An 18,324-nucleotide genomic window follows, 5' to 3' on the forward strand; every position below is an offset into this window, starting at 1 on the left:
AGCCGTTGTTCACTTCATACTTCCAGCTTGCGCCGGTGGTGGACGACTCGGCCGTGATGTCGTCCATGGTGTGATAACCGGCGTCGATGGCGCCGTACCAACCATTGGGTTCCGCCGATGCGGCGCCAGCCGACAGGGCCAGGGCGGCCGCTGCGCTGGAAGCCAGCACGAAAGTCTTCATACGCATAAGGGGGTATCCCTCCGCCTCTGTTTATAAGGGGGCGGGTCTACCGCCTAGGCGGGTCTTACCAGCCTTGCCTTGGAATGTCGAGGCGGAAACGTGACCGATATCGGTGCTTCTGCGGCCACCGTGACGTTGATGCTACAGACGAATTTGGAACTTGGTCGAAGTTTCGCTGACTTATGATCCCCCCAACGTCACAATCTTCACCCCCCGGCACGTCCAACTTGAGCGAGCATTGGCGACATCTGGCGGCGGCCTTTTAGGCCCGGACCATCTGCATGCCCAGCCATTCGGCGATCAGGGCCGGCTTGTCCTCGCCCTCGATCTCGACCGTCAGCTCGTGCTTGAGCAGCCAGCGGCCGCCGCCCTTGTCTTCGGCGGACAGGAGCTTGAACCGACCGCGAATGCGCGATCCGGCGCGCACGGGAGCCAAGAACCGAAGCTTGTCGAAGCCGTAGTTGACGCCCATCATCACCCCGTCCAGAGGCGCCACAGCGTCGTAGCTCATGGCCGAGGCCAGGCTCAGCGTGAGGAACCCATGGGCGATGGTTCCGCCGAACGGCGTCGCTCTGGCGGCTTCGGGATCGACATGGATGAACTGGTGATCCTCGGTGCAATCGGCGAAGGCGTCGATCCGGGCCTGATCGACCTCAAACCATTTCGACAGCCCTACCTCTCGACCGATCAGCGCTTGAAGTTCACTGGCCTGCGTCATCGTGTCCTCGCTCCCTTTTCGATTTTGCGGGAGGGTGACCCAGTGGCGAGACGAATAAAACCCCTCAGCTGGCGAAACGGCCTTCGATGATCTGGGCGTAAAGGCCAGGATCGACGTTCCCGCCGGACAGGACGATGACGGTCGTGAGCCCTTTTGTCTCGACCTTGCCGGCCAGAAGCGCCGCCAGGGACACCGCGCCGCCCGGCTCGATCACCAGTTTCAGGTGACGGAAGGCGAAGCGCATCGCCTCGGCGACCTCGGCGTCCGACACGGTGACGGCGCCGGCGAGGCGCCGGTTGATCGGCCAGGTCAGTTCGCCCGGCATCGGCGCCATCAGGGCGTCACAGATCGACGGCGCCCCTTGCGGGCGCCCGACTCGTTCGCCCGCAGCCAGTGACCGGGCGGTGTCGTCGAACGCTTCCGGCTCCACCACCAGGACCGAGGTCGCGGGGCTGCGTTCGGCCATCACCAGGTTGATCCCGGCCATCAGCCCCCCACCCGAGGCCCCGCACAGCAACTGATCCAGCGGTTCATCCGCCTGGTCCAGAATCTCCAGGGCGACCGTACCCTGGCCTTCGATGATGAAGGGGTCGTCGAAGGGCGGTACAAGAACGGCCCCGCGCTCGATGGCGATGGCGGCGCCGATGGCTTCGCGGCTTTCGGTCCAGCGATCGTACATCCGCACCTCGCCTCCGAAGGCGATCACCCCATCGACCTTAACCTGGGGCGAGTCAGACGGCATCACTATGAGAGCCGGTGCGCCAACCAAGGCGGCGGCGGCGGCGACCCCTTGCGCATGATTGCCGGAGGAGAAGGCCACAACCCCGCGCCCCTTCTCGTCTGGCGTCAGGCGGCTGATGCGATTGTAGGCGCCGCGAAACTTGAAGGCCCCGGACTGTTGCAGCGTCTCGGCCTTCATCAGAACCCGGCCGCCCACGCAGGCGTTCAGGGCTGGGTTCTCGATCAGGGGCGTGCGGACGGCGAAGCCGTGGATCTGTCGGGCGGCGTCCAGAACGCCTTCATAGCTGGGCCGGTGCGTGGTCATATGCTCCCATAGACCGCAACGTCGGCGTCGCCCAAGCCGCCGCAGGGAGAAAATCCATGAGCCTGATCCTCGCCATCGACCAGGGCACGACCTCGACGCGGGCGATCGCTTTCGAGAGCGGGGCGAAGACGGCGTCGGGCGAGGCGGGCGACCTGCGTCCCGCCGCCGTCAGCCAGATCGAACTGGCCCAGCATTTTCCGCGTTCCGGCTGGGTGGAGCATGACGCCGGCGAAATCTGGACGGCGACGCTCCAGACCTGCCGCGAGGTCGTTCGCAAGGCCGGCGGCGTGGCCCGCTTCGCCGCCATCGGCATCACCAATCAGCGCGAGACGGCTGTGATCTGGGATGCGACGACGGGCGAGCCGCTGCACCGCGCCATCGTCTGGCAGGACCGCAGGACAGCCGACGTGACCGCGCGACTGACGGCCGAAGGTCATGAGCCGAAGGTGCAGGCGGCGACCGGACTGATCCTGGATCCCTATTTCTCGGCGACCAAGTTCGCATGGCTGCTGGACGCCGTTCCGGGCGGGCGCGAGCGGGCGGCGCGGGGCGAGGTCAAGCTGGGGACCATCGACGCCTGGCTGATCTGGAAACTGACCGGCGGTCGGGTGCATGCGACCGACGCCACCAATGCGTCACGCACCGCTTTGATGGACCTTGAGACGGTCGCTTGGCGCGAGGATCTTTGCGCCCTGTTCGACGTCCCGCGCATGGCCCTGCCGGCCATCGTTCCCTGCGCGGGCGTTATCGGCGAAAGCGACGCGGCCCTGTTCGGCCGCCCTCTGCCCATCGCCGGATCGGCGGGCGACCAACAGGCGGCCCTGGTCGGTCACGGCGCGCTGAAACCCGGCGACGCCAAGATCACCTATGGCACCGGCGCCTTCCTGGTCGCCAATGTCGGAGACCGGCCCGTCGCCTCGACGCGGCGTCTGCTGGGCACGCTGGGATATCAGGCCCCCGGACGTACGGCCTATGCGCTGGAAGGCTCCATCTTCTCGGCCGGGTCGGCGATACAGTGGCTGAGGGACGGGGTCGGCATGATCTCGCAGTCGCGCCAGTCGGAAGCGATGGCTCAGGACCTGACCGACAATGGCGGGGTCTATCTGGTCCCCGGCTTCACCGGCCTGGGCGCGCCGTGGTGGGAGCCCGAAGCGCGTGGGACCATCATCGGCCTGACGCGAGATTCCGGCCCCGCCCATTTCGTTCGTGCGGCGCTGGAGGCCCTGGCCTATCAGACGCGGGACCTGCTGGACGCTCTGGCCGAGGATGGCGCCCCGCCGCTGAAGACGCTGAATGTGGACGGCGGCGTAACCGCCAACAGTTTCGCCATGCAGTTCGTCGCCGACATCTGTCAGGTCGAGGTGGAACGCCCGGCCTTCCAGGAGATGACTGCGCTTGGCGCCGCGCGGCTGGCCGCCCTGGGCGTCGGCGTGGTTTCCGATCTGGAGGCGCGCCCGGCCGAGGCGCCTGCGCGCTGGTCTCCACGCATGGATAAGGCCGAGCGCGAACGGCTGCTTTCCGGCTGGCGTCGCGCGGTCAAGGCCGCCATCATCGCCGCGCCGAACCGGGCCTGAGACCCGGACGGCGACAGGAAACGCGAACAGGACTGACCGGGCCGCCCATGACCGACGCCTCTTCTATCGACGCCCAGGCCGCCTTTTCCGGCACGCGCGAGGTCGATCCCCGCTACCGGCTGGACGACGCCGCGCTGGACGCCTGGATGGCGGACCACGTCACCGGCTACGCCGGCCCGCTGACTGTGCGCCAGTTCAAGGGCGGACAGTCCAACCCGACCTATGAGCTGATCACCCCGACCGCCGCCTATGTCTTGCGACGCAAGCCGCCCGGCGTCCTGTTGCCCAGCGCCCATGCGGTGGACCGCGAATATCAGGTCATCTCCGCCCTGGCCGCCCAGGGCTTTCCCGTGGCCAAGCCCCACGCCCTATGCCTGGACGAGGGCGTAATCGGCTCGATCTTCTATGTGATGGACAAGGTTGAGGGCCGTATCTTCTGGGACCTGAAACTGCCCGGCCTGACGCCACCCGAACGGCGCGCCGTCTATGAGGCCCAGACAGACACCCTCGCTCGGCTTCACGGCTTCGATCCCGTCGCCATCGGCCTGGCGGACTATGGCAAGGCCGGAAACTATTTCGCGCGTCAGGTCGGGCGCTGGACCAAACAATACCGGGCCTCGGAGATCGAATCCGTCGCGGCCATGGACCGCCTGATCGCCTTCCTGCCCGACAGCCTGCCGCAGGAAGGCCCAAGCCGGATCGTCCACGGCGACTTGCGATTGGACAATATGATCCTGGCGCCCGATCGCGCGGAAGTGCGCGCCGTGCTGGACTGGGAGCTGTCGACCCTCGGCGATCCCATGGCCGACTTCTCCTATCTGCTGATCGCCTGGGCCATTCCGGCGAACCTGCGCAACGGTCTGGCGGGGGCGGACCTGGAGGCGCTGGGCATTCCTTCGGTCGAAGAGACGGTCGAACGCTATGCCGCCGCGACCGGGATGAGGCCGGCCAATCTGGACTGGCTCTACGCTTACAACCTGTTCCGCCTGGCGGCCATCTGTCAGGGCATCGCAGGCCGGGTTCGCGACGGCACCGCCGCCAGCGCCCACGCCAGGACCATGGCCGCCCAGGTCGGCCCGCTCAGCGAAGCCGCCTGGGGCTTTGCGAAGAAAGCAGGCGCCTGATAGGGACGCCGAATGAAGACCGCGCTTTTGATCATCGACGTCCAGCAGGCCATCCTGCAGGGCGTTGCGACGCCGGATCGACAGGCTGTAATCGATAGCGAACTCGACAGGGTCTCATCGCGCCTCGGCTGCCTAAAAGCCTCGGCCGAAGCTGCAGGAATGCCGGTTGTCCTGGTGCAACACGATGGCGACCTCGGACATCGATTGGCCGTCGGAGCCGAGGGCTGGCGCTTCAGGCCTGAAATCGCGCCCAGCGATCAGACGATCATCGTTCACAAGCGTAGCTGCGATTCATTCCACGAAACCGATTTGCAGGCGCGGCTGGAGGAACGAGGAATCGATCGCCTGATCGTCGGCGGCTGCATGACGCAGTTCTGCGTGGACACGACCGTGCGGCGCGCCGTGTCGAACGGCTTTGACGTGGTTTTGGTCGAGGATGGTCATGCCACCTCGGATTTCGGCGTCCTGACGGCGGATCAGATCGTGGCGCACCATAATCGGCTTCTGTCAGGCTTTGACGCGGGGTCGCGGATAGTAACGGTGGCGCCAGCGGCCGCGATCCGCGTGTCGGACAGCTAAGCCTAGCTTCTGATCTTCGCCCCGATGATGCGTCTATCCGTCTTGGTCTGAACAAGAATGGCCAGGGCTTCGCCGCTGCGGACTTCCGGCAGGACATAAAGCACCGGACGCCCGCGCCAGTCGCCCAGGCGTTTGATGTCGCGCACCACATTCATGTGGCGCACCGACTGGCCCCGGTTCTCTCCGCTGCGGACCTGAACCACCTGGGGGCCTGGCGTATAGGTGACGGCGATGACTTCGGCGCCGCCGACGGGCGCGCGGCCTGAACCGATGCCGACCCGGTCGCCGGTCTCTCGGAACTCGATCTGGGGCGGCCAGTTCAGGCGGCTGGCCTCCTCGTCGATGGCGGCCTCAAGTTCGGCGGCGCGGGCGCCCGACATCTGGCGGCGGCCGTCGATGACCACTTCCGGGGTCGAAACCCCGCGCAGGCGCAGGGCCGCGCGATAGGCGCGCTGGCGCTCCGAAAACTCGGGCTGGGCGAAGGTGTCGGTCCAGCCCAGATAGTCCCAATAATCGACGCCGTATGTCAGGGCGATCACGCCCGGCTCGGCCGCCGCCCGTTCGACCGCCGCATTGGCCTCCAGACAACTGCCGCAGCCCTGGGCGGTGAACAGCTCGATCACCACCGGCGGGGTGTTGGCGGCATGGCGCGTGGCGGCGGGACGCGCGCCCGTCGGCTGGGCGGAAGCGCCCATCGACAGAACGGCGCCCGCCATCACCGTGCCTGCAATGACCCAGCCCGTGGTTCTCATGGCCGTGTTCTTAAACTTCGACGTTCAGCAGAGCGCCTCATAAGTCCGTGAGCCCGACTCAATCCATCAGTTGCTGAGCCAGATAGACATAGTGACGGGCCCAGCGACGGGCGTTGGCGACGGGATCGGCGTCGTTGGAGTGACCGCCCGCCGTGTCCTCGTAATAGAGGTGGTCATAGCCCAGGTCGCCGAGGCGCGCGGCGAACTTGCGGGCATGGCCGGGGTGGACGCGGTCGTCGCGGGTGTTGGTGGTCAGATAGACGCGCGGATAGGCGGCGCCGGGGCGAAGCTGCTGATAGGCCGAATAGCGGGCGATGAAGGCGGCGTCGGCGGGGATGCGCGGGTCGCCGTATTCGCCGATCCACGAGGCGCCCGCAGGCAGGTCCTGATAGCGCAGCATGTCCACCAGCGGGCTTTCGATCACCGCCGCATTGAACAGTTCGGGATGTTGGGTGATCGAGACCGAGGTCAGCACACCGCCGTTGGAGCGGCCATAGATGCCCAGGCGACGCGGGCTGGTGACGCCGCGCTGCTCAAGATCACGGGCCACGGCGGCGAAGTCGTCGAAGGCGCGCTGACGGTTTTCCTTCAGCGCCGCCTGGTGCCAGTCGGGACCGAACTCGCCGCCGCCGCGGATGTTGGCCTGAACGAAGACGCCGCCCCGCTCCAGCCACAGCTTGCCCATCTCGGGCTTGTAGGCGGGGTTCAGACTGACCTGGAAACCCCCGTAGCCCAGCATGATGGTCGGGTTCGACCCGTCCAGCTTCATGTCGCGCGGCCGGGTGATGAAATAGGGGATCTTGGTCCCGTCGGTGGAGATCGCCTCATACTGTTCGGTGATGTCGCGCGAGGCGTCGAACTTGGCCGGGGCGGATTTCAACGTGGTCAGGGTCGCCGCGCCGACATTGGCCAGACTGAGGGTCGGCGGCACGAGGAAGCCCTGGGTCGAGACGAAGACCTCGCCGCGTGACTTGGAGCTATCGCCCAGACCGACCGCCAGATTGTCGGGAACCGCGATAGAGGAAGCGGTCCAACCCGTTTCACCGGGGCGGAATTTCATCAGTCGTCCGGCTACATTGTCCGTAATGGCCGCAACAATGGTGTCGGACAGGACGGCGACGCCCTGAAGCGCTTGGCGGGCCGTTGGCTCGAAGACGACAGCGCGATCGCGGTCGATCAGAATGTCGATCCGCGTCTCGCCCAACACCGCCATCGGCAAGGCGAGCAGCGACCCGGCGGCGTAGTCCTGACCGTCAAAGCGCCAAGCCTGGTCCGGCGAGAACACGAGACGGCCGTCGATTACGCCTGAAATCCCGACCCGCTCGGGCAGGGCCAGCTTCTGAGTCTTGCCGTCCCCCGTCAGTTGCCATGTCTCGGACCGGAAGGTGTCCAGCGGGCGGGTGATGATGACGGCCGTGACCTTGCCGTCCTTGTCGCGATAGACGGCGGGGCTGACGCCATAGCCGCCGTCGCCCTGTTTGCCGCGATAGACTTCGGTCGCCTGGGCCAGGGTCTGGCCGCGCTTCAGCGTCTTGACGATGAAGGGATAGCCGGACTCGGTCATGGTTCCGGCGCCGAAGTCGGTGGCGACCAGCAGGGTGTCGCGGTCCAGCCATTCGATGCGGTGCTTGCCCTCGGGCAGGCGGAAGCCGTCTTCGACGAACCGCTTGGTCGGCAGGTCGAACTCGCGCACCACCACCGCATCCTTGCCGCCGTCCGACAGCATGATCAGGCAGCGCGCGTCGTCGGGCGCCAGGCAGTCGGCGCCCTTGAACACCCAGTCCTTGCCCTCGGCCCTGGACAGGGCGTCGATGTCCAGCAGGGTGTCCCACTGCGGCGTGGCGGTGCGATAGCTGGCCAGCGTCGTGCGGCGCCAGACGCCCTTGGGATTGTTCGCGTCCTGCCAGAAGTTTCCGACGCCGTCGCCCAGGAAGGACGGGCTGGGGATGCGGTCGGTCGCGGTCAGGATGGCCTGGGCCTCGGCCCGGAAGGTCTCGTAGCGCGGGTCGCCGGTCAAGACGGCGAGGGACTTGCGGTTTTCTTCCGCGACGAAGGCCATGGCCTCGGCCCCGTCCACCTGCTCCAGCGCCAGATGATCGTCCGCCGCCGCGACGCCGGCGGGCGTCAGGTCACGGGGGAAGTGGGGCGGGGCTTCGCGCGGGATCATCACTGGGGGGTCGTTATATTCTGCGTACTGCTGAGCAGGCACCGAACTACAGGCACCGAGCAGAAGCGCCGGAATGGCGGCGGACAGGATCAGGTGACGCATTCGAATACTCCGCAAATCTGATCCTCCCCATCGGGGGAGGGGGACCGCCGTCGGGCGGTTGAGGGGGCGGAACCAGACAGGGCGCTCGGGGTCGCCCCCTCCACCACTTCGTGGTCCCCCTCCCCCATTTCGCTTCGCTTCATGGGGGAGGATCGGAAAAGGACTATTCCTGCGTCGGCGTGTCCATCAGACGGCGCGACAGATAGGTGTATTCCAGCGCCAGACGACGCGCGGTTTCACGCAGGTTGGCGCCCGCCGCGTGGCCGCCGTCGACGTTTTCGTAGAACAGGACCGGATAGCCCAGCGCCTCCAGACGCGCGGCCGCCTTGCGGGCGTGGCCCGGATGGACGCGGTCGTCCTTGGTCGAGGTGTGGATAAAGACCTCGGGGTAGGGCTGGCCCGCGCGCAGGTTCTGGTAGGGCGAATATTGCTCGATCCAGGCGCGCTGCTCGGGAATGTCCGGGTCGCCGTATTCGCCCTTCCAAGAGGCGCCCGCCAGCAGCTTGTGGAAGCGCAGCATGTCGAACAGAGGCACCTGAATGACGGCGGCGTTGATCAGGTCCGGGCGCTGGGTCAGCATCGCCCCCATGAACAGCCCGCCCTGCGAGCCGCCCATGATGCCCAGTTTTGGCTGGCTGCTGATGTTGCGGGCGATCAGGTCCAGGGCCACAGCCTGGAAATCCTCGTGCGCGCGCTGGCGGTTCTGCTGCAGCGCCGCCTCGTGCCAGCGGGGGCCGAACTCGCCGCCGCCGCGCGTATTGGCGATGACATAGACGCCGCCCCGCTCCAGCCACAGCTTGCCGACCGTGGCCGAATAGCCGGGCAGCAGCGAGCTTTCGAACCCGCCATAGCCGTAGAGGAGGGTCGGGTTCGATCCATCCAGCGGCATGTCCGACTTATGCACCACGAAATAGGGGATCAGGGTCCCGTCGGCCGAGCGGGCCTCGTGCTGGTCCACCGTCATGCCTGCGGCGTCGAACTTGGCCGGCATGGACTTGACCTGATCGACCGCGCCGGTCGCCGCATCGGCCAGCCACAGGCTGGAGGGGTTCAGATAGCCGGTGACGCTGACGAAGACCTTGTCGTCCTTTTCAGAGGCGGAGCCGACGCCGACCGAGACGTTCTGCGGCAGGTCCAGCGTCGTATGCGCCCATTCCCCATCGCCCGGCGTATAGACCCGCACCGAGCCGCGCACATTGTCGTAGAGGGCCACGACCAGGCGGTTGCGCGTGACGTTGACGCCTTCGATGGCCTGACGCTCGGTCGGGCGCACCACCAACTGGGCCGGGGTCGCCGGGTCGGCCAGCCACGCCTGCAGCGGCCAGGCGATCAGGTCGCCGGTCTTGAATTCCTGACCCGACGGCGCGGCCCAGTCCTGCTTCAGCGACACCAGAAGCCGGCCGTCGACCAGACCGCTTATGTCGGACTTGGCCGGCAGCTGCAACTGCGTCAGGGCGCCGTCATCGCCGACGCGCCAGGTCTCGGACGAATAAAAGTCCACTGAACGATTGATCAGCACCGCCTTCACCATCCCGTCGGCGTCGCGCAGCGTATAGCCGGACACCGACACATCCGTCGGCTGGCCGGTGAACAGGGTTTCGGCCTGATCCAGGCTCTGGCCGCGCTTCATCCGCTTGACCACCATCGGATAGCCCGAGTTGGTCAGGGTGCCGGGGCCGAAGTCGCGCGAGACCAGCAGGGTGTCCTTGTCGATCCAGGACGCACCGCCCTTGGATTCCGGCAGGACGACGCCACCCTCGACGAACTTGCGCTCGACACTGTCGAACTCGCGCAGCGTCACGGCGTCCTTGCCGCCGTTCGACAGGCTGATCAGGCAGTAGCGTTCCTCGGGTTGAAGGCAGATCGCCCCTTTGTAGACCCAGTTCTGGCCCTCGGCGGCGGCCAGGGCGTCGACATCCAGGATCGTCGTCCATTCCGGCGTCGCGGTGCGATAGCTGTCCAGCGTGGTGCGACGCCACAGGCCGCGCACGTGCTGGGCGTCCTGCCAGAAGTTGTCGATATGGCCATCGTGCGTGAAGCCGGGCGAGGGGATGCGGTCCTGGGCCTGGACGATGGCCAGGGCTTCCTGATGCAGGGTCTCGTAGCGCGGATCGCCCTGAAGCACGCCCAGCGAGTGGGCGTTGTGTTCGCGCACCCAGGCCATGGCCCGCTCGCCCTCCACATCCTCCAGCCAGACATAGGGGTCGGTCGCCTCGCTGGAGGCGAAGCCGCCAGAGGCTGGAGCGGGTGCGGGAGAAGCGGCAGGGGTCTGGGCCATGGATACCGTGGTCAGGCTGGTGGAGGCGAGAAGCGCCGCGAGCGCGACGGCGGAAGAGCGGATCATGGACAGTCCCCGAAAACGAAGCCGGCACCTTAGCGGCGGCGCAGGCGGCGGCAAGTCGGGGAGCCCAACCCTTTTGTCACACCGCGATCAGTCCTCGTCGGGAATGCACAGCAGATTGCCGCACGCCTTGCAGTGGACCGCATCCTGATCGTGGGTCTGAAGACCGCAGGCCTCGCACGGATAGCGGACCTTGTGCGGCTTGATCAGGGCCTGGGCCAGACGCAGGAACAGGGTGATGCCCACCAGCATGATGGCGATGGACAAGAGCTTGCCCATCGATCCCGGCAATGTCACGTCGCCGAAGCCGGTCGTGGTCAGGGTCGCGACGGTGAAATAGAGGGCGTCGACATAGCCGGCGATCCCGTCATGCCCCAGGAAGGTCGCATAGACGAAGCCGGTCGTGACGAAAACGAAGGTGACTAGGCTGGACAGAGCCCGCACGATCCCCTCGACCCGCGTGTCGTCGAACCGCGCCCCAACGGTGCGCCAGAAGAAGTCCGAGTTCAGCACCGTCCATAGCCGCATCATCCGCAGGAAGCCCAGGTTGAACAGCCAGGCGGGGAACAGCAGGGTGGCCAGGATGAACAGGTCCAGCCAGACGATGGGCCGCTTCAGCCAGTCCTTGATGTCGGAATAGGCATAGGCCCGCGCCGCCAGATCCAGGCCCAGGATCGTCGCCACCAGATAGTCCAGCGCATAGAAGGCCCACCCCATGTTCTTAAGAATCGGCGAGGCCAGGAAGAAGGCGATGATGGCGAAATCGACGGCGATCACCGTCAGGCGGAACTTCACTGCGGCCGGCCGACTGCCGTGATAAAGGTATCGCAGCCGCGCACGCAGGCGCAGGCCGTCGTCCTTGGGGTCGGTTTCGGTGTGCAGCACGCTGGTTTCCGGGGCGCGGGGATTGCGCCTATATGGCCTGCATGACCCGTCCTTTCGTCAAGATGAACGGCGCCGGCAATGATTTCGTCGTCGTCAATGCGCTGGAACAGCCGTTCGCTCCCACTGAAGACCAGATTCGCGCGCTGGGCGACCGCGCGACGGGCGAGGGCTTCGACCAGTTGATCGCCATCGAGCCGTCAGACACGGCCGACGCCTTCATGCGGGTCTGGAACGCGGACGGTTCGATGGTGGAGACCTGCGGCAACGCCCTGCGCTGCGTCGGCTGGTTATTGATGCAGGCCAACGGCGCGGATCGTGTGGTCATCGACACGGCTGGCGGCCCGACCGTCGCGACCCGCGCGGGCGATCACCGCGTGACGGTGGACATGGGCAAGCCTCGCCTGGACTGGGCCCAGGTGCCGCTGGCCGAAGACATGGACACGCGCGGGATCGAGCTTCAGGTCGGCCCCATCGACGATCCTGTCCTGCACACCCCGGGCGCCGTCTCGATGGGCAATCCCCACGTCGTCTTCTTCACCGACCGCCAGGACGACGACTTCGTCGCCGGGTCAGGCTCTCTGGTCGAGCATCACCCGCTGTTCCCGCAAGGGGTCAATGTCGGCTTCGCCAATGTGCTGGACCGGGATCACATCCGTCTGCGCGTCTGGGAGCGGGGGGCGGGCCTGACCAAGGCGTGCGGCACCGGCGCCTGCGCCGCCCTGGTCGCGACGGCGCGTCGGGGGCTGACCGAACGCAAGGCGACCGTGGTGGTGGACGGCGGCGAACTGGTCATCGAATGGAGCGCCGAGACCGATCACGTGCTGATGACCGGCCCGGTCGAGATCGAGCGCACTGGCGTTCTGACCTGACGAAACCCGCCGCCTTGCGGAAATCCGCACGGACAGGCGCGCGCCGATCACCTTTTTCGCACACGCTGGACGTGACGCGGCCCCGGCTGCGGCGGCTGCGCCCGCCAGGACGGGCAGGCGGGCGATAGAGCCTGGCCGGTTGTCCCGCCTGCGCCCGCGCTTTAGGAACAGACAAAGCCAATCAGAACGACGCGCCGGAAACGCCTGAAGCCATGCCCGATCAGACCGAAAAACAGACCTTCTCCGACCAGGAGGCCCTGGATTTCCACCGCATCCCGACGCCGGGCAAGATCTCCATGGCGCCGACCAAGCCGATGGCGACCCAGCGCGACCTGTCGCTGGCCTATTCGCCGGGCGTGGCCGTGCCTGTGCTGGCCATCGCCGAGGATGCCGACAAGGCCTACGACTATACCGCCAAGGGAAATCTGGTGGCCGTGATCTCGAACGGCACCGCCATCCTGGGCCTGGGCAATCTGGGCCACATGGCGTCCAAGCCGGTGATGGAGGGCAAGTCGGTCCTGTTCAAGCGGTTCGCCGACGTCGACAGCTTCGATGTCGAGGTCAAGACCACCGACCCGGACGAGTTCATCACCGTGGTCAAGAACATCGGCGACACCTGGGGCGGCATCAACCTGGAGGACATCAAGTCTCCGGAATGTTTCGTCATCGAGAGCGAGCTTCAGGACCTGCTGGACATCCCCGTCTTCCATGACGACCAGCACGGCACGGCCATCATCTCGACCGCCGGCCTGATCAACGCCGTCCATATCGCCGGCAAGAAGCTGGACGAGGTCAAGGTGGTGCTGGCCGGCGCCGGGGCGGCGGGTCTGTCCTCCATCGCCCTGATGAAGGCGGCGGGCGTGAAGGCCGAAAACACCGTGATCTGCGACCGGGACGGCGTGGTCTACAAGGGTCGCGAACACGGCATGGACCAGTGGAAGGCCGCCCATGCGACCGACACCCCGTTCCGCACCCTGGCCGAGGCCATGGTCGGCGCCGACGTGGTGCTGGGCCTGTCGGCCAAGGGGGCGATCACCAAGGAGATGGTGGCGTCCATGGCGCCCAATCCGATCATCTTCGCCATGGCCAACCCTGATCCCGAGATCACGCCCGAGGACGTCCAGTCGGTGCGTTCGGACGCCATCATCGCCACGGGCCGCTCGGACTATGTGAACCAGGTCAACAACGTCCTGGCCTTCCCCTATCTGTTCCGGGGCGCCCTGGACGTGCGGGCGCGCCGGGTGAACCACGAGATGAAGGTCGCCTGCGCCCAGGCCCTGGCGGCTTTGGCGCGCGAGGACGTGCCGGACGAGGTGGCCGCCGCCTACCGCGGGCGCAAGCTGAAGTTCGGCCCCGACTACATCATCCCGACCCCGTTCGATCCGCGCCTGATCTGGTACATCCCGCCCTTCATCGCCCAGGCGGCGATGGACACCGGCGTGGCCCGCGTCCAGATCGAGGACATGGACGTCTATCGCGACGCCCTGCGTTCGCGCGTCGATCCGTCGGCCGCCCTGATGCAGAAGATCAACTCGGCCGTGCGCGGCGGGCCGGACAAGCGCATCGTCTTCGCCGAGGGCGAGGAGCCGGCCGTCATCCGCGCCGCCTGGGGCTTCAAACAGGCGGAACTGGGCACGCCGATCCTGGTCGGGCGCGAGGATCTGATCCGTCAGAACGCCGCCGAGGCGGGCCTGAACTTCGATGATCTGGGCATCGAGATCACCAACGCCCGCGTCTCGCCGAACAACGCCGAAGACACCGACTGGCTGTACGAGAAACTGCAACGCCGGGGCTATCTGCGACGCGACGTGCAGCGGATGATCAACCAGGACCGCAACTATTTCGCCGCCACCCTGGTCGCCAAGGGCCGGGCCGACGCCATGGTCGCGGGCGTGACCCGCAACTTCAACATGGCGCTGAAGGAGGTCCAGCGCGTGCTGGACGTGGACGACACCCTGATCGGCCTGTCGATCCTGCTGGCCAAGGGCCGCACCCTGTTCGTCGCGGACACCACCATCCACGAACTGCCGAACGCCGAGGAACTGGCCGACATCGCCATCAAGGCCGCCGAGACCGTCAGGAAGCTGGGCCGCAATCCGCGCGTCGGCTTCCTGTCCTATTCCACCTTCGGCAACCCGCCCGGCGACCGCGCCGAGAAGGTGCGCGAAGCGATCCGCATCCTGGACAAGAAGGGCGTCGACTTCGAATACGAGGGCGAAATGCCGCCTGAGGTCGCGCTGGATCCCAAGGGCCATCCCGCCTACGCCTTCAACCGCCTGACCAAGCCGGCCAATGTTCTGGTCATGCCCGCCATCCATTCGGCCGCCATCTCGACCAAGCTAGTTCAGGCCCTGGGCGGCGCGACCGTGATCGGCCCGCTGCTGGTCGGTCTGGAGAAGCCGGTGCAGATCGTGTCCCTGGGCGCCTCGGTCAGCGAGATCATCACCGCAGCCACCTTCGCCGCCTATGACGCCGGTCCCGCCTTCCAGGGATCGGGCCTGACCTCGGCGCCGCGTCCGCCGGCGGCCGTGGTCGAACCTTGAGCGAAGCCTCGGTCTTTCCCGCCGCCGCCCCGCCGCCCCGGCGGGTGGAGCCGGGCCTGTATCTGGTCGCCACCCCGATCGGGAACCTGCGCGACATGACGCTGAGGGCGCTGGACGTTCTGGCCGCCGCCGATCTGGTGCTGGCCGAGGACACCCGCGTCACCGCCAAACTTCTGAGCGCCTATGGGCTGAAGGCGAAGCTGGAACGCTGCGACGACCATGCGTCGAGCCGCGCCGCCGAACAGGCCATCGACCGGCTGCGCGACGGTCAGGTCGTAGCCCTGGTGTCGGACGCCGGCACGCCCCTGGTCAGCGACCCCGGCTTCGTCGTCGCGCGCGCGGTGATCGCCGAGGGCCTGCCGGTTCATCCGATCCCCGGCGCCTCCAGCCTGCTGGCGGCCCTGTGCATCGCCGGCCTACCCGCCGACCGGGTGCTGTTCGCCGGTTTCCTGCCGCCCAAGACGGCCGGCCGCACCGCCGCGCTGGAAGCCTTGAAGGGTCAGCGCCAGACGCTGGTCTTCTTCGAAAGCGGGCCGCGCCTGAAGGACAGCCTGGCCGACATGGCCGCCGTCCTCGGGCCGCGCCCCGCCGCTGTCGCCCGCGAACTGACCAAGCTCTACGAGGAATGCGTGCGCGGTCCGCTGGACCAGTTGGCCGTCGATCCGCGCCTGGATGCGCCCAAGGGCGAGATCGTCGTGGTCGTGGGCCCAGGCGAGGAGGTTCAGGCGACCGAGGCCGACGCCGACGCCGCCCTGATCGACGCCTTGCAGACCCTGTCCACCGGCGACGCCGCTTCCGAGGTCGCCAAGGCCCTGGGGCTGAACCGCAAGACCCTGTATCGCCGCGCGCTGGCGTTGAAGGCCAAGTGAGGCGGCTGGCCCGTCCCGCGCCCGTCCGCCGCCCCAAGGCGGCGTGGCGTCAGGCGAAGGGCGGGACGGCGTTCCGGGCGGGCCATGCGGCGGAATGGGTCGCGGCCTTCTGGCTGATGCTGCGCGGCTATCGAATCCTGGGTTTTCGCCTGAAGAGCCGGGCCGGCGAGATCGATCTTCTCGCCTGCCGCGGCCGGGTGCTGGCGGTCGTGGAGGTCAAACGACGCGCCACCATTCAGGCTGCGCGACTGGCGCTGAAGCCCGCCCAGTTCGACCGGCTGGTCGCGGCGGGCGAGGCGATCCGGCGCAATCGGCCGACCCTGAAAGGGCTGGACTTGAGAATTGATATTGTGGCGCTGGCTCCCTGGCGCTTTCCGCGTCATCTTCGCGGCGTCGAACGAGGCGGTTGAAGGAACGGCATGACCCGCGAGGAGGCCGAACGTATCCTGACGGCGGCCGGGGAGGCCGACGACGAGGCCTTCCCCCTGCTGGAGGCGGCGATCGCCTGCGCCATCCACGATCATCCCCTGCGCGATCCCGAACCGACCCGGGCCCTGGCCCGGAACGCCTGCGCGCGGTTGACGGAGCGGTTGGGCGGCGAAGGGCCCGACGACGCCCTGTCCGAGACTCTATGCGCGGACCTGCGGCTGAACGGCGACCTGATCCACTACGATCACCCGGCCAACACCGACATCATCCAGGTGGCCGAGCGGCGACGCGGTCTGTCCGCCGCCCTGGCCGTCTTCTATCTGCACGCGGCGCGCCATGCGGGCATAGCGGCGGCGGGCGTGGATTTTCCGGGGCATTTCATGGTTCGGGTCGAGACGGCGGAGGGGCCGGTGGCGCTGGACCCCTTCAGCCAGGGACGGCTGATCCTGCCCAGCGAACTGACCCGCCGGGCCCTCCGCGCCGGGCTGACGCCGCACGTGGCTGACCGGCTGGACATACTGATGGCGCCGGTGACGGACCGGCAGTCGTTGATCCGGCTGCAGAACGTTCTGTTCAGCCGGGCCATCCGTGACCGCGACTATGAGGCGGCGGAACGCTCGGCCCTGCGCCGCGCCCTGCTGGACCCGGAGGACCACCGGCCGTGGCTCGATGTCGCTTCGGCGCGCGAGAAGCAGGGCGCCCTGGCCGGCTCGCTCCAGGCCCTGTCGCGCGCCCACGGATTAGACGGCGCCGAAGAGGCGCGGCGCTTCACGACGTTCGAGCGCGTGCGCTTGCAACTGAACTAGACGACCGCCTCGCCGCGCAGCAGCCGGGGCAGGTCGCCGGTCGCGCCGCCGGCCTCCTGCATGAAGGCGCGACGCAGGGGGCCGATGCGGTTGACCGCCGCCATGCCCAGGTCGCGCGCCAGACGGATTGGCGCGATGTCGTTGGAGAACAGGCGTACGAAGGCGTCGAAGCCCGCCGCCAGGGCCGCATTGTCGAACCGGCGCCAGCGGGCGTAGCGGTCCAGCACGGTCTCGGCGCCGATGTCCTCGCCCAGGCGCGCGGCCTCGGCCAGCACCTCGGCCAGGGCGGCGGCGTCCTTGAGTCCCATGTTCAACCCCTGACCCGCGACAGGGTGGACGCCATGGGCGGCGTCGCCGATCAGGGCGATGCGGGGGGCGACCAGCGTCTCGGCCAGGCTGAGCGACAGCGGATAGACGAAGCGCGGCCCCTCGACCGTCGCGCCGTCCAGGAATTCGCCGAACCGCCGCATCAGATGGGCGTGGAAGGCGGCGTCCGAGGCGTCGCGCAAGGCCTCGCCACGTCTCGTCGTCTCGGTCCAGACCAAGCTGGCGCGCTGATCCGTCAGCGGCAGGATGGCGAAGGGGCCGCCGGGCAGGAAATATTCGTGGGCGACATTGCCGTGGTCGCGACCCAGCCGCACCGTGGCCACCACGCCGCTCTGGCCATAAGCCCAGCCGACGGTCTCGATGCCCGCCGCGCGGCGCACGATGGAGCCGCGTCCCTCGGCGCCCACCACCAGGGGGGCGGTCAGGACCGCGCCATCGGCCAGGGTCACCGTCGCCCTGCCGGCGTCGGTCGCAACGGTCGCGACGGCCGCCGGCGCCCGGACCGCGATCCCGGCCGCCGTCACCGCCTGGGCCAGGGCGGCGCGGATGCGGCGGTTTTCGACCATGTATCCCAGCGGCTCGCCGCCCGTCCGGCCGCCGATCTCCTCGGCGTCGAAGCGCAGGAAGGCGGGCGAGGCCGGGCGGCTGGCGGCGCCCGGTCGGCGACCGTCCGTCACCAGAATATGGTCCATGCGACAGGCGTGCGGCCGCAGCGCCTCGCCCAGCCCCAGGGCGTCCAACATGCGGAAGGTCGAGAAGGCGATGGCGGTCGAACGGCCGTCGAAGGTCGGCGCCAGCTGGGCGTCGAACGGCTGGGGATCGATCATCACCACCTTCAGCCCGCCTTGCGCGGCGGCCAGGGCGAAGGCCGCCCCGGTCAGGCCCGCACCGGCGATGATGATGTCATGGCGTTCGATCTCGGACATGACAGGCTTGTCGCCCCGTGCGGCCGAAAGGTCCAGAGGGCGAAACGTCCGCGCACGGCCAAGCTGGTAAACAGCCCCTTAACCCTG

The 18,324-nt window shown here is 67.7% G+C and carries 15 protein-coding genes and 1 pseudogene; 8 read left to right on the plus strand and 8 right to left on the minus strand.

Annotated elements, in window-relative coordinates; all coding sequences use genetic code 11:
- From KZX42_RS14775 to KZX42_RS14785, 3 genes and pseudogenes are all read right to left on the minus strand, one after another.
- Positions 1–187 (minus strand): annotated as a pseudogene (locus tag KZX42_RS14775) (cell envelope biogenesis protein OmpA); the annotation flags it as partial.
- Between the two features lie 256 nt (positions 188–443).
- Positions 444–899, minus strand: a complete 456-nt coding sequence (locus tag KZX42_RS14780; protein WP_248120531.1) for a MaoC family dehydratase — start codon at positions 897–899, stop codon at positions 444–446.
- Positions 900–963: 64 nt separating this feature from the next.
- Positions 964–1,944 (minus strand): threonine/serine dehydratase, encoded by a 981-nt coding sequence (locus tag KZX42_RS14785; RefSeq protein WP_248120533.1) that lies wholly within the window; start codon positions 1,942–1,944, stop codon positions 964–966.
- Positions 1,945–2,000: 56 nt separating this feature from the next.
- On the opposite strand from KZX42_RS14785, the gene glpK reads away from it, so the two are divergent.
- Genes glpK through KZX42_RS14800 form a run of 3 tightly spaced genes read left to right on the plus strand, consistent with a single transcriptional unit; the run spans position 2,001 to position 5,221 of the window.
- Positions 2,001–3,518, plus strand: coding sequence for a glycerol kinase GlpK (gene glpK / locus KZX42_RS14790; RefSeq protein ID WP_248120535.1), 1,518 nt, complete (start codon positions 2,001–2,003; stop codon positions 3,516–3,518).
- Between the two features lie 47 nt (positions 3,519–3,565).
- A complete protein-coding gene (locus KZX42_RS14795; RefSeq protein ID WP_248120537.1) occupies positions 3,566–4,642 on the plus strand; it encodes a phosphotransferase family protein in 1,077 nt (358 codons plus the stop codon).
- 12 nt (positions 4,643–4,654) lie between these two features.
- Positions 4,655–5,221 carry a cysteine hydrolase family protein gene (locus KZX42_RS14800; RefSeq protein WP_248120539.1) on the plus strand — a complete coding sequence of 189 codons (567 nt, stop codon included), beginning with the start codon at positions 4,655–4,657 and terminating at the stop codon, positions 5,219–5,221.
- Positions 5,222–5,223: 2 nt separating this feature from the next.
- Here the strand turns inward: KZX42_RS14800 and KZX42_RS14805 are convergent, their stop codons facing one another.
- The 4 genes from KZX42_RS14805 to KZX42_RS14820 all read right to left on the minus strand — a co-directional run bounded on the left by KZX42_RS14805 (position 5,224) and on the right by KZX42_RS14820 (position 11,468).
- Entirely contained in the window at positions 5,224–5,973 is a 750-nt protein-coding gene (locus KZX42_RS14805) for a DUF1223 domain-containing protein (RefSeq protein ID WP_248120540.1), read from the minus strand.
- 58 nt (positions 5,974–6,031) lie between these two features.
- Positions 6,032–8,242, minus strand: a complete 2,211-nt coding sequence (locus tag KZX42_RS14810) for a prolyl oligopeptidase family serine peptidase (RefSeq protein ID WP_248120543.1) — start codon at positions 8,240–8,242, stop codon at positions 6,032–6,034.
- A gap of 163 nt (positions 8,243–8,405) precedes the next feature.
- Complete coding sequence (locus KZX42_RS14815; RefSeq protein WP_248120545.1) at positions 8,406–10,586, minus strand: prolyl oligopeptidase family serine peptidase; 2,181 nt, start codon at positions 10,584–10,586, stop codon at positions 8,406–8,408.
- Between the two features lie 87 nt (positions 10,587–10,673).
- A complete protein-coding gene (locus tag KZX42_RS14820) occupies positions 10,674–11,468 on the minus strand; it encodes a potassium channel family protein (protein WP_248120546.1) in 795 nt (264 codons plus the stop codon).
- A 41-nt stretch (positions 11,469–11,509) separates the two neighbouring features.
- Here KZX42_RS14820 and dapF point away from each other — a divergent pair, with 41 nt between their 5' ends.
- From dapF to KZX42_RS14845, 5 genes are all read left to right on the plus strand, one after another.
- Positions 11,510–12,337, plus strand: a complete 828-nt coding sequence (gene dapF, locus KZX42_RS14825; protein ID WP_248120548.1) for a diaminopimelate epimerase — start codon at positions 11,510–11,512, stop codon at positions 12,335–12,337.
- A gap of 212 nt (positions 12,338–12,549) precedes the next feature.
- Positions 12,550–14,880: an NADP-dependent malic enzyme gene (locus KZX42_RS14830; RefSeq protein WP_248120550.1), complete on the plus strand. Its 2,331-nt coding sequence runs from the start codon at positions 12,550–12,552 to the stop codon at positions 14,878–14,880.
- Positions 14,877–15,749: a 16S rRNA (cytidine(1402)-2'-O)-methyltransferase gene (gene rsmI, locus KZX42_RS14835; protein ID WP_248120552.1), complete on the plus strand. Its 873-nt coding sequence runs from the start codon at positions 14,877–14,879 to the stop codon at positions 15,747–15,749. Before KZX42_RS14830 ends, rsmI begins: the two co-directional genes overlap by 4 nt.
- A 5-nt stretch (positions 15,750–15,754) precedes the next feature.
- Positions 15,755–16,159: a YraN family protein gene (locus tag KZX42_RS14840; RefSeq protein ID WP_248120762.1), complete on the plus strand. Its 405-nt coding sequence runs from the start codon at positions 15,755–15,757 to the stop codon at positions 16,157–16,159.
- A gap of 9 nt (positions 16,160–16,168) precedes the next feature.
- Positions 16,169–16,984, plus strand: coding sequence for a transglutaminase family protein (locus tag KZX42_RS14845; RefSeq protein WP_248120554.1), 816 nt, complete (start codon positions 16,169–16,171; stop codon positions 16,982–16,984).
- Here KZX42_RS14845 and KZX42_RS14850 read toward each other — a convergent pair.
- A complete protein-coding gene (locus tag KZX42_RS14850) occupies positions 16,981–18,237 on the minus strand; it encodes a UbiH/UbiF/VisC/COQ6 family ubiquinone biosynthesis hydroxylase (protein WP_248120556.1) in 1,257 nt (418 codons plus the stop codon). The two genes, KZX42_RS14845 and KZX42_RS14850, sit on opposite strands and share 4 nt — an antisense overlap.
- Between the last annotated feature and the right edge of the window lie 87 nt (positions 18,238–18,324).

The organism is Brevundimonas sp. EYE_349 (assembly GCF_023147505.1).
Classification (GTDB): Bacteria; Pseudomonadota; Alphaproteobacteria; order Caulobacterales; family Caulobacteraceae; genus Brevundimonas.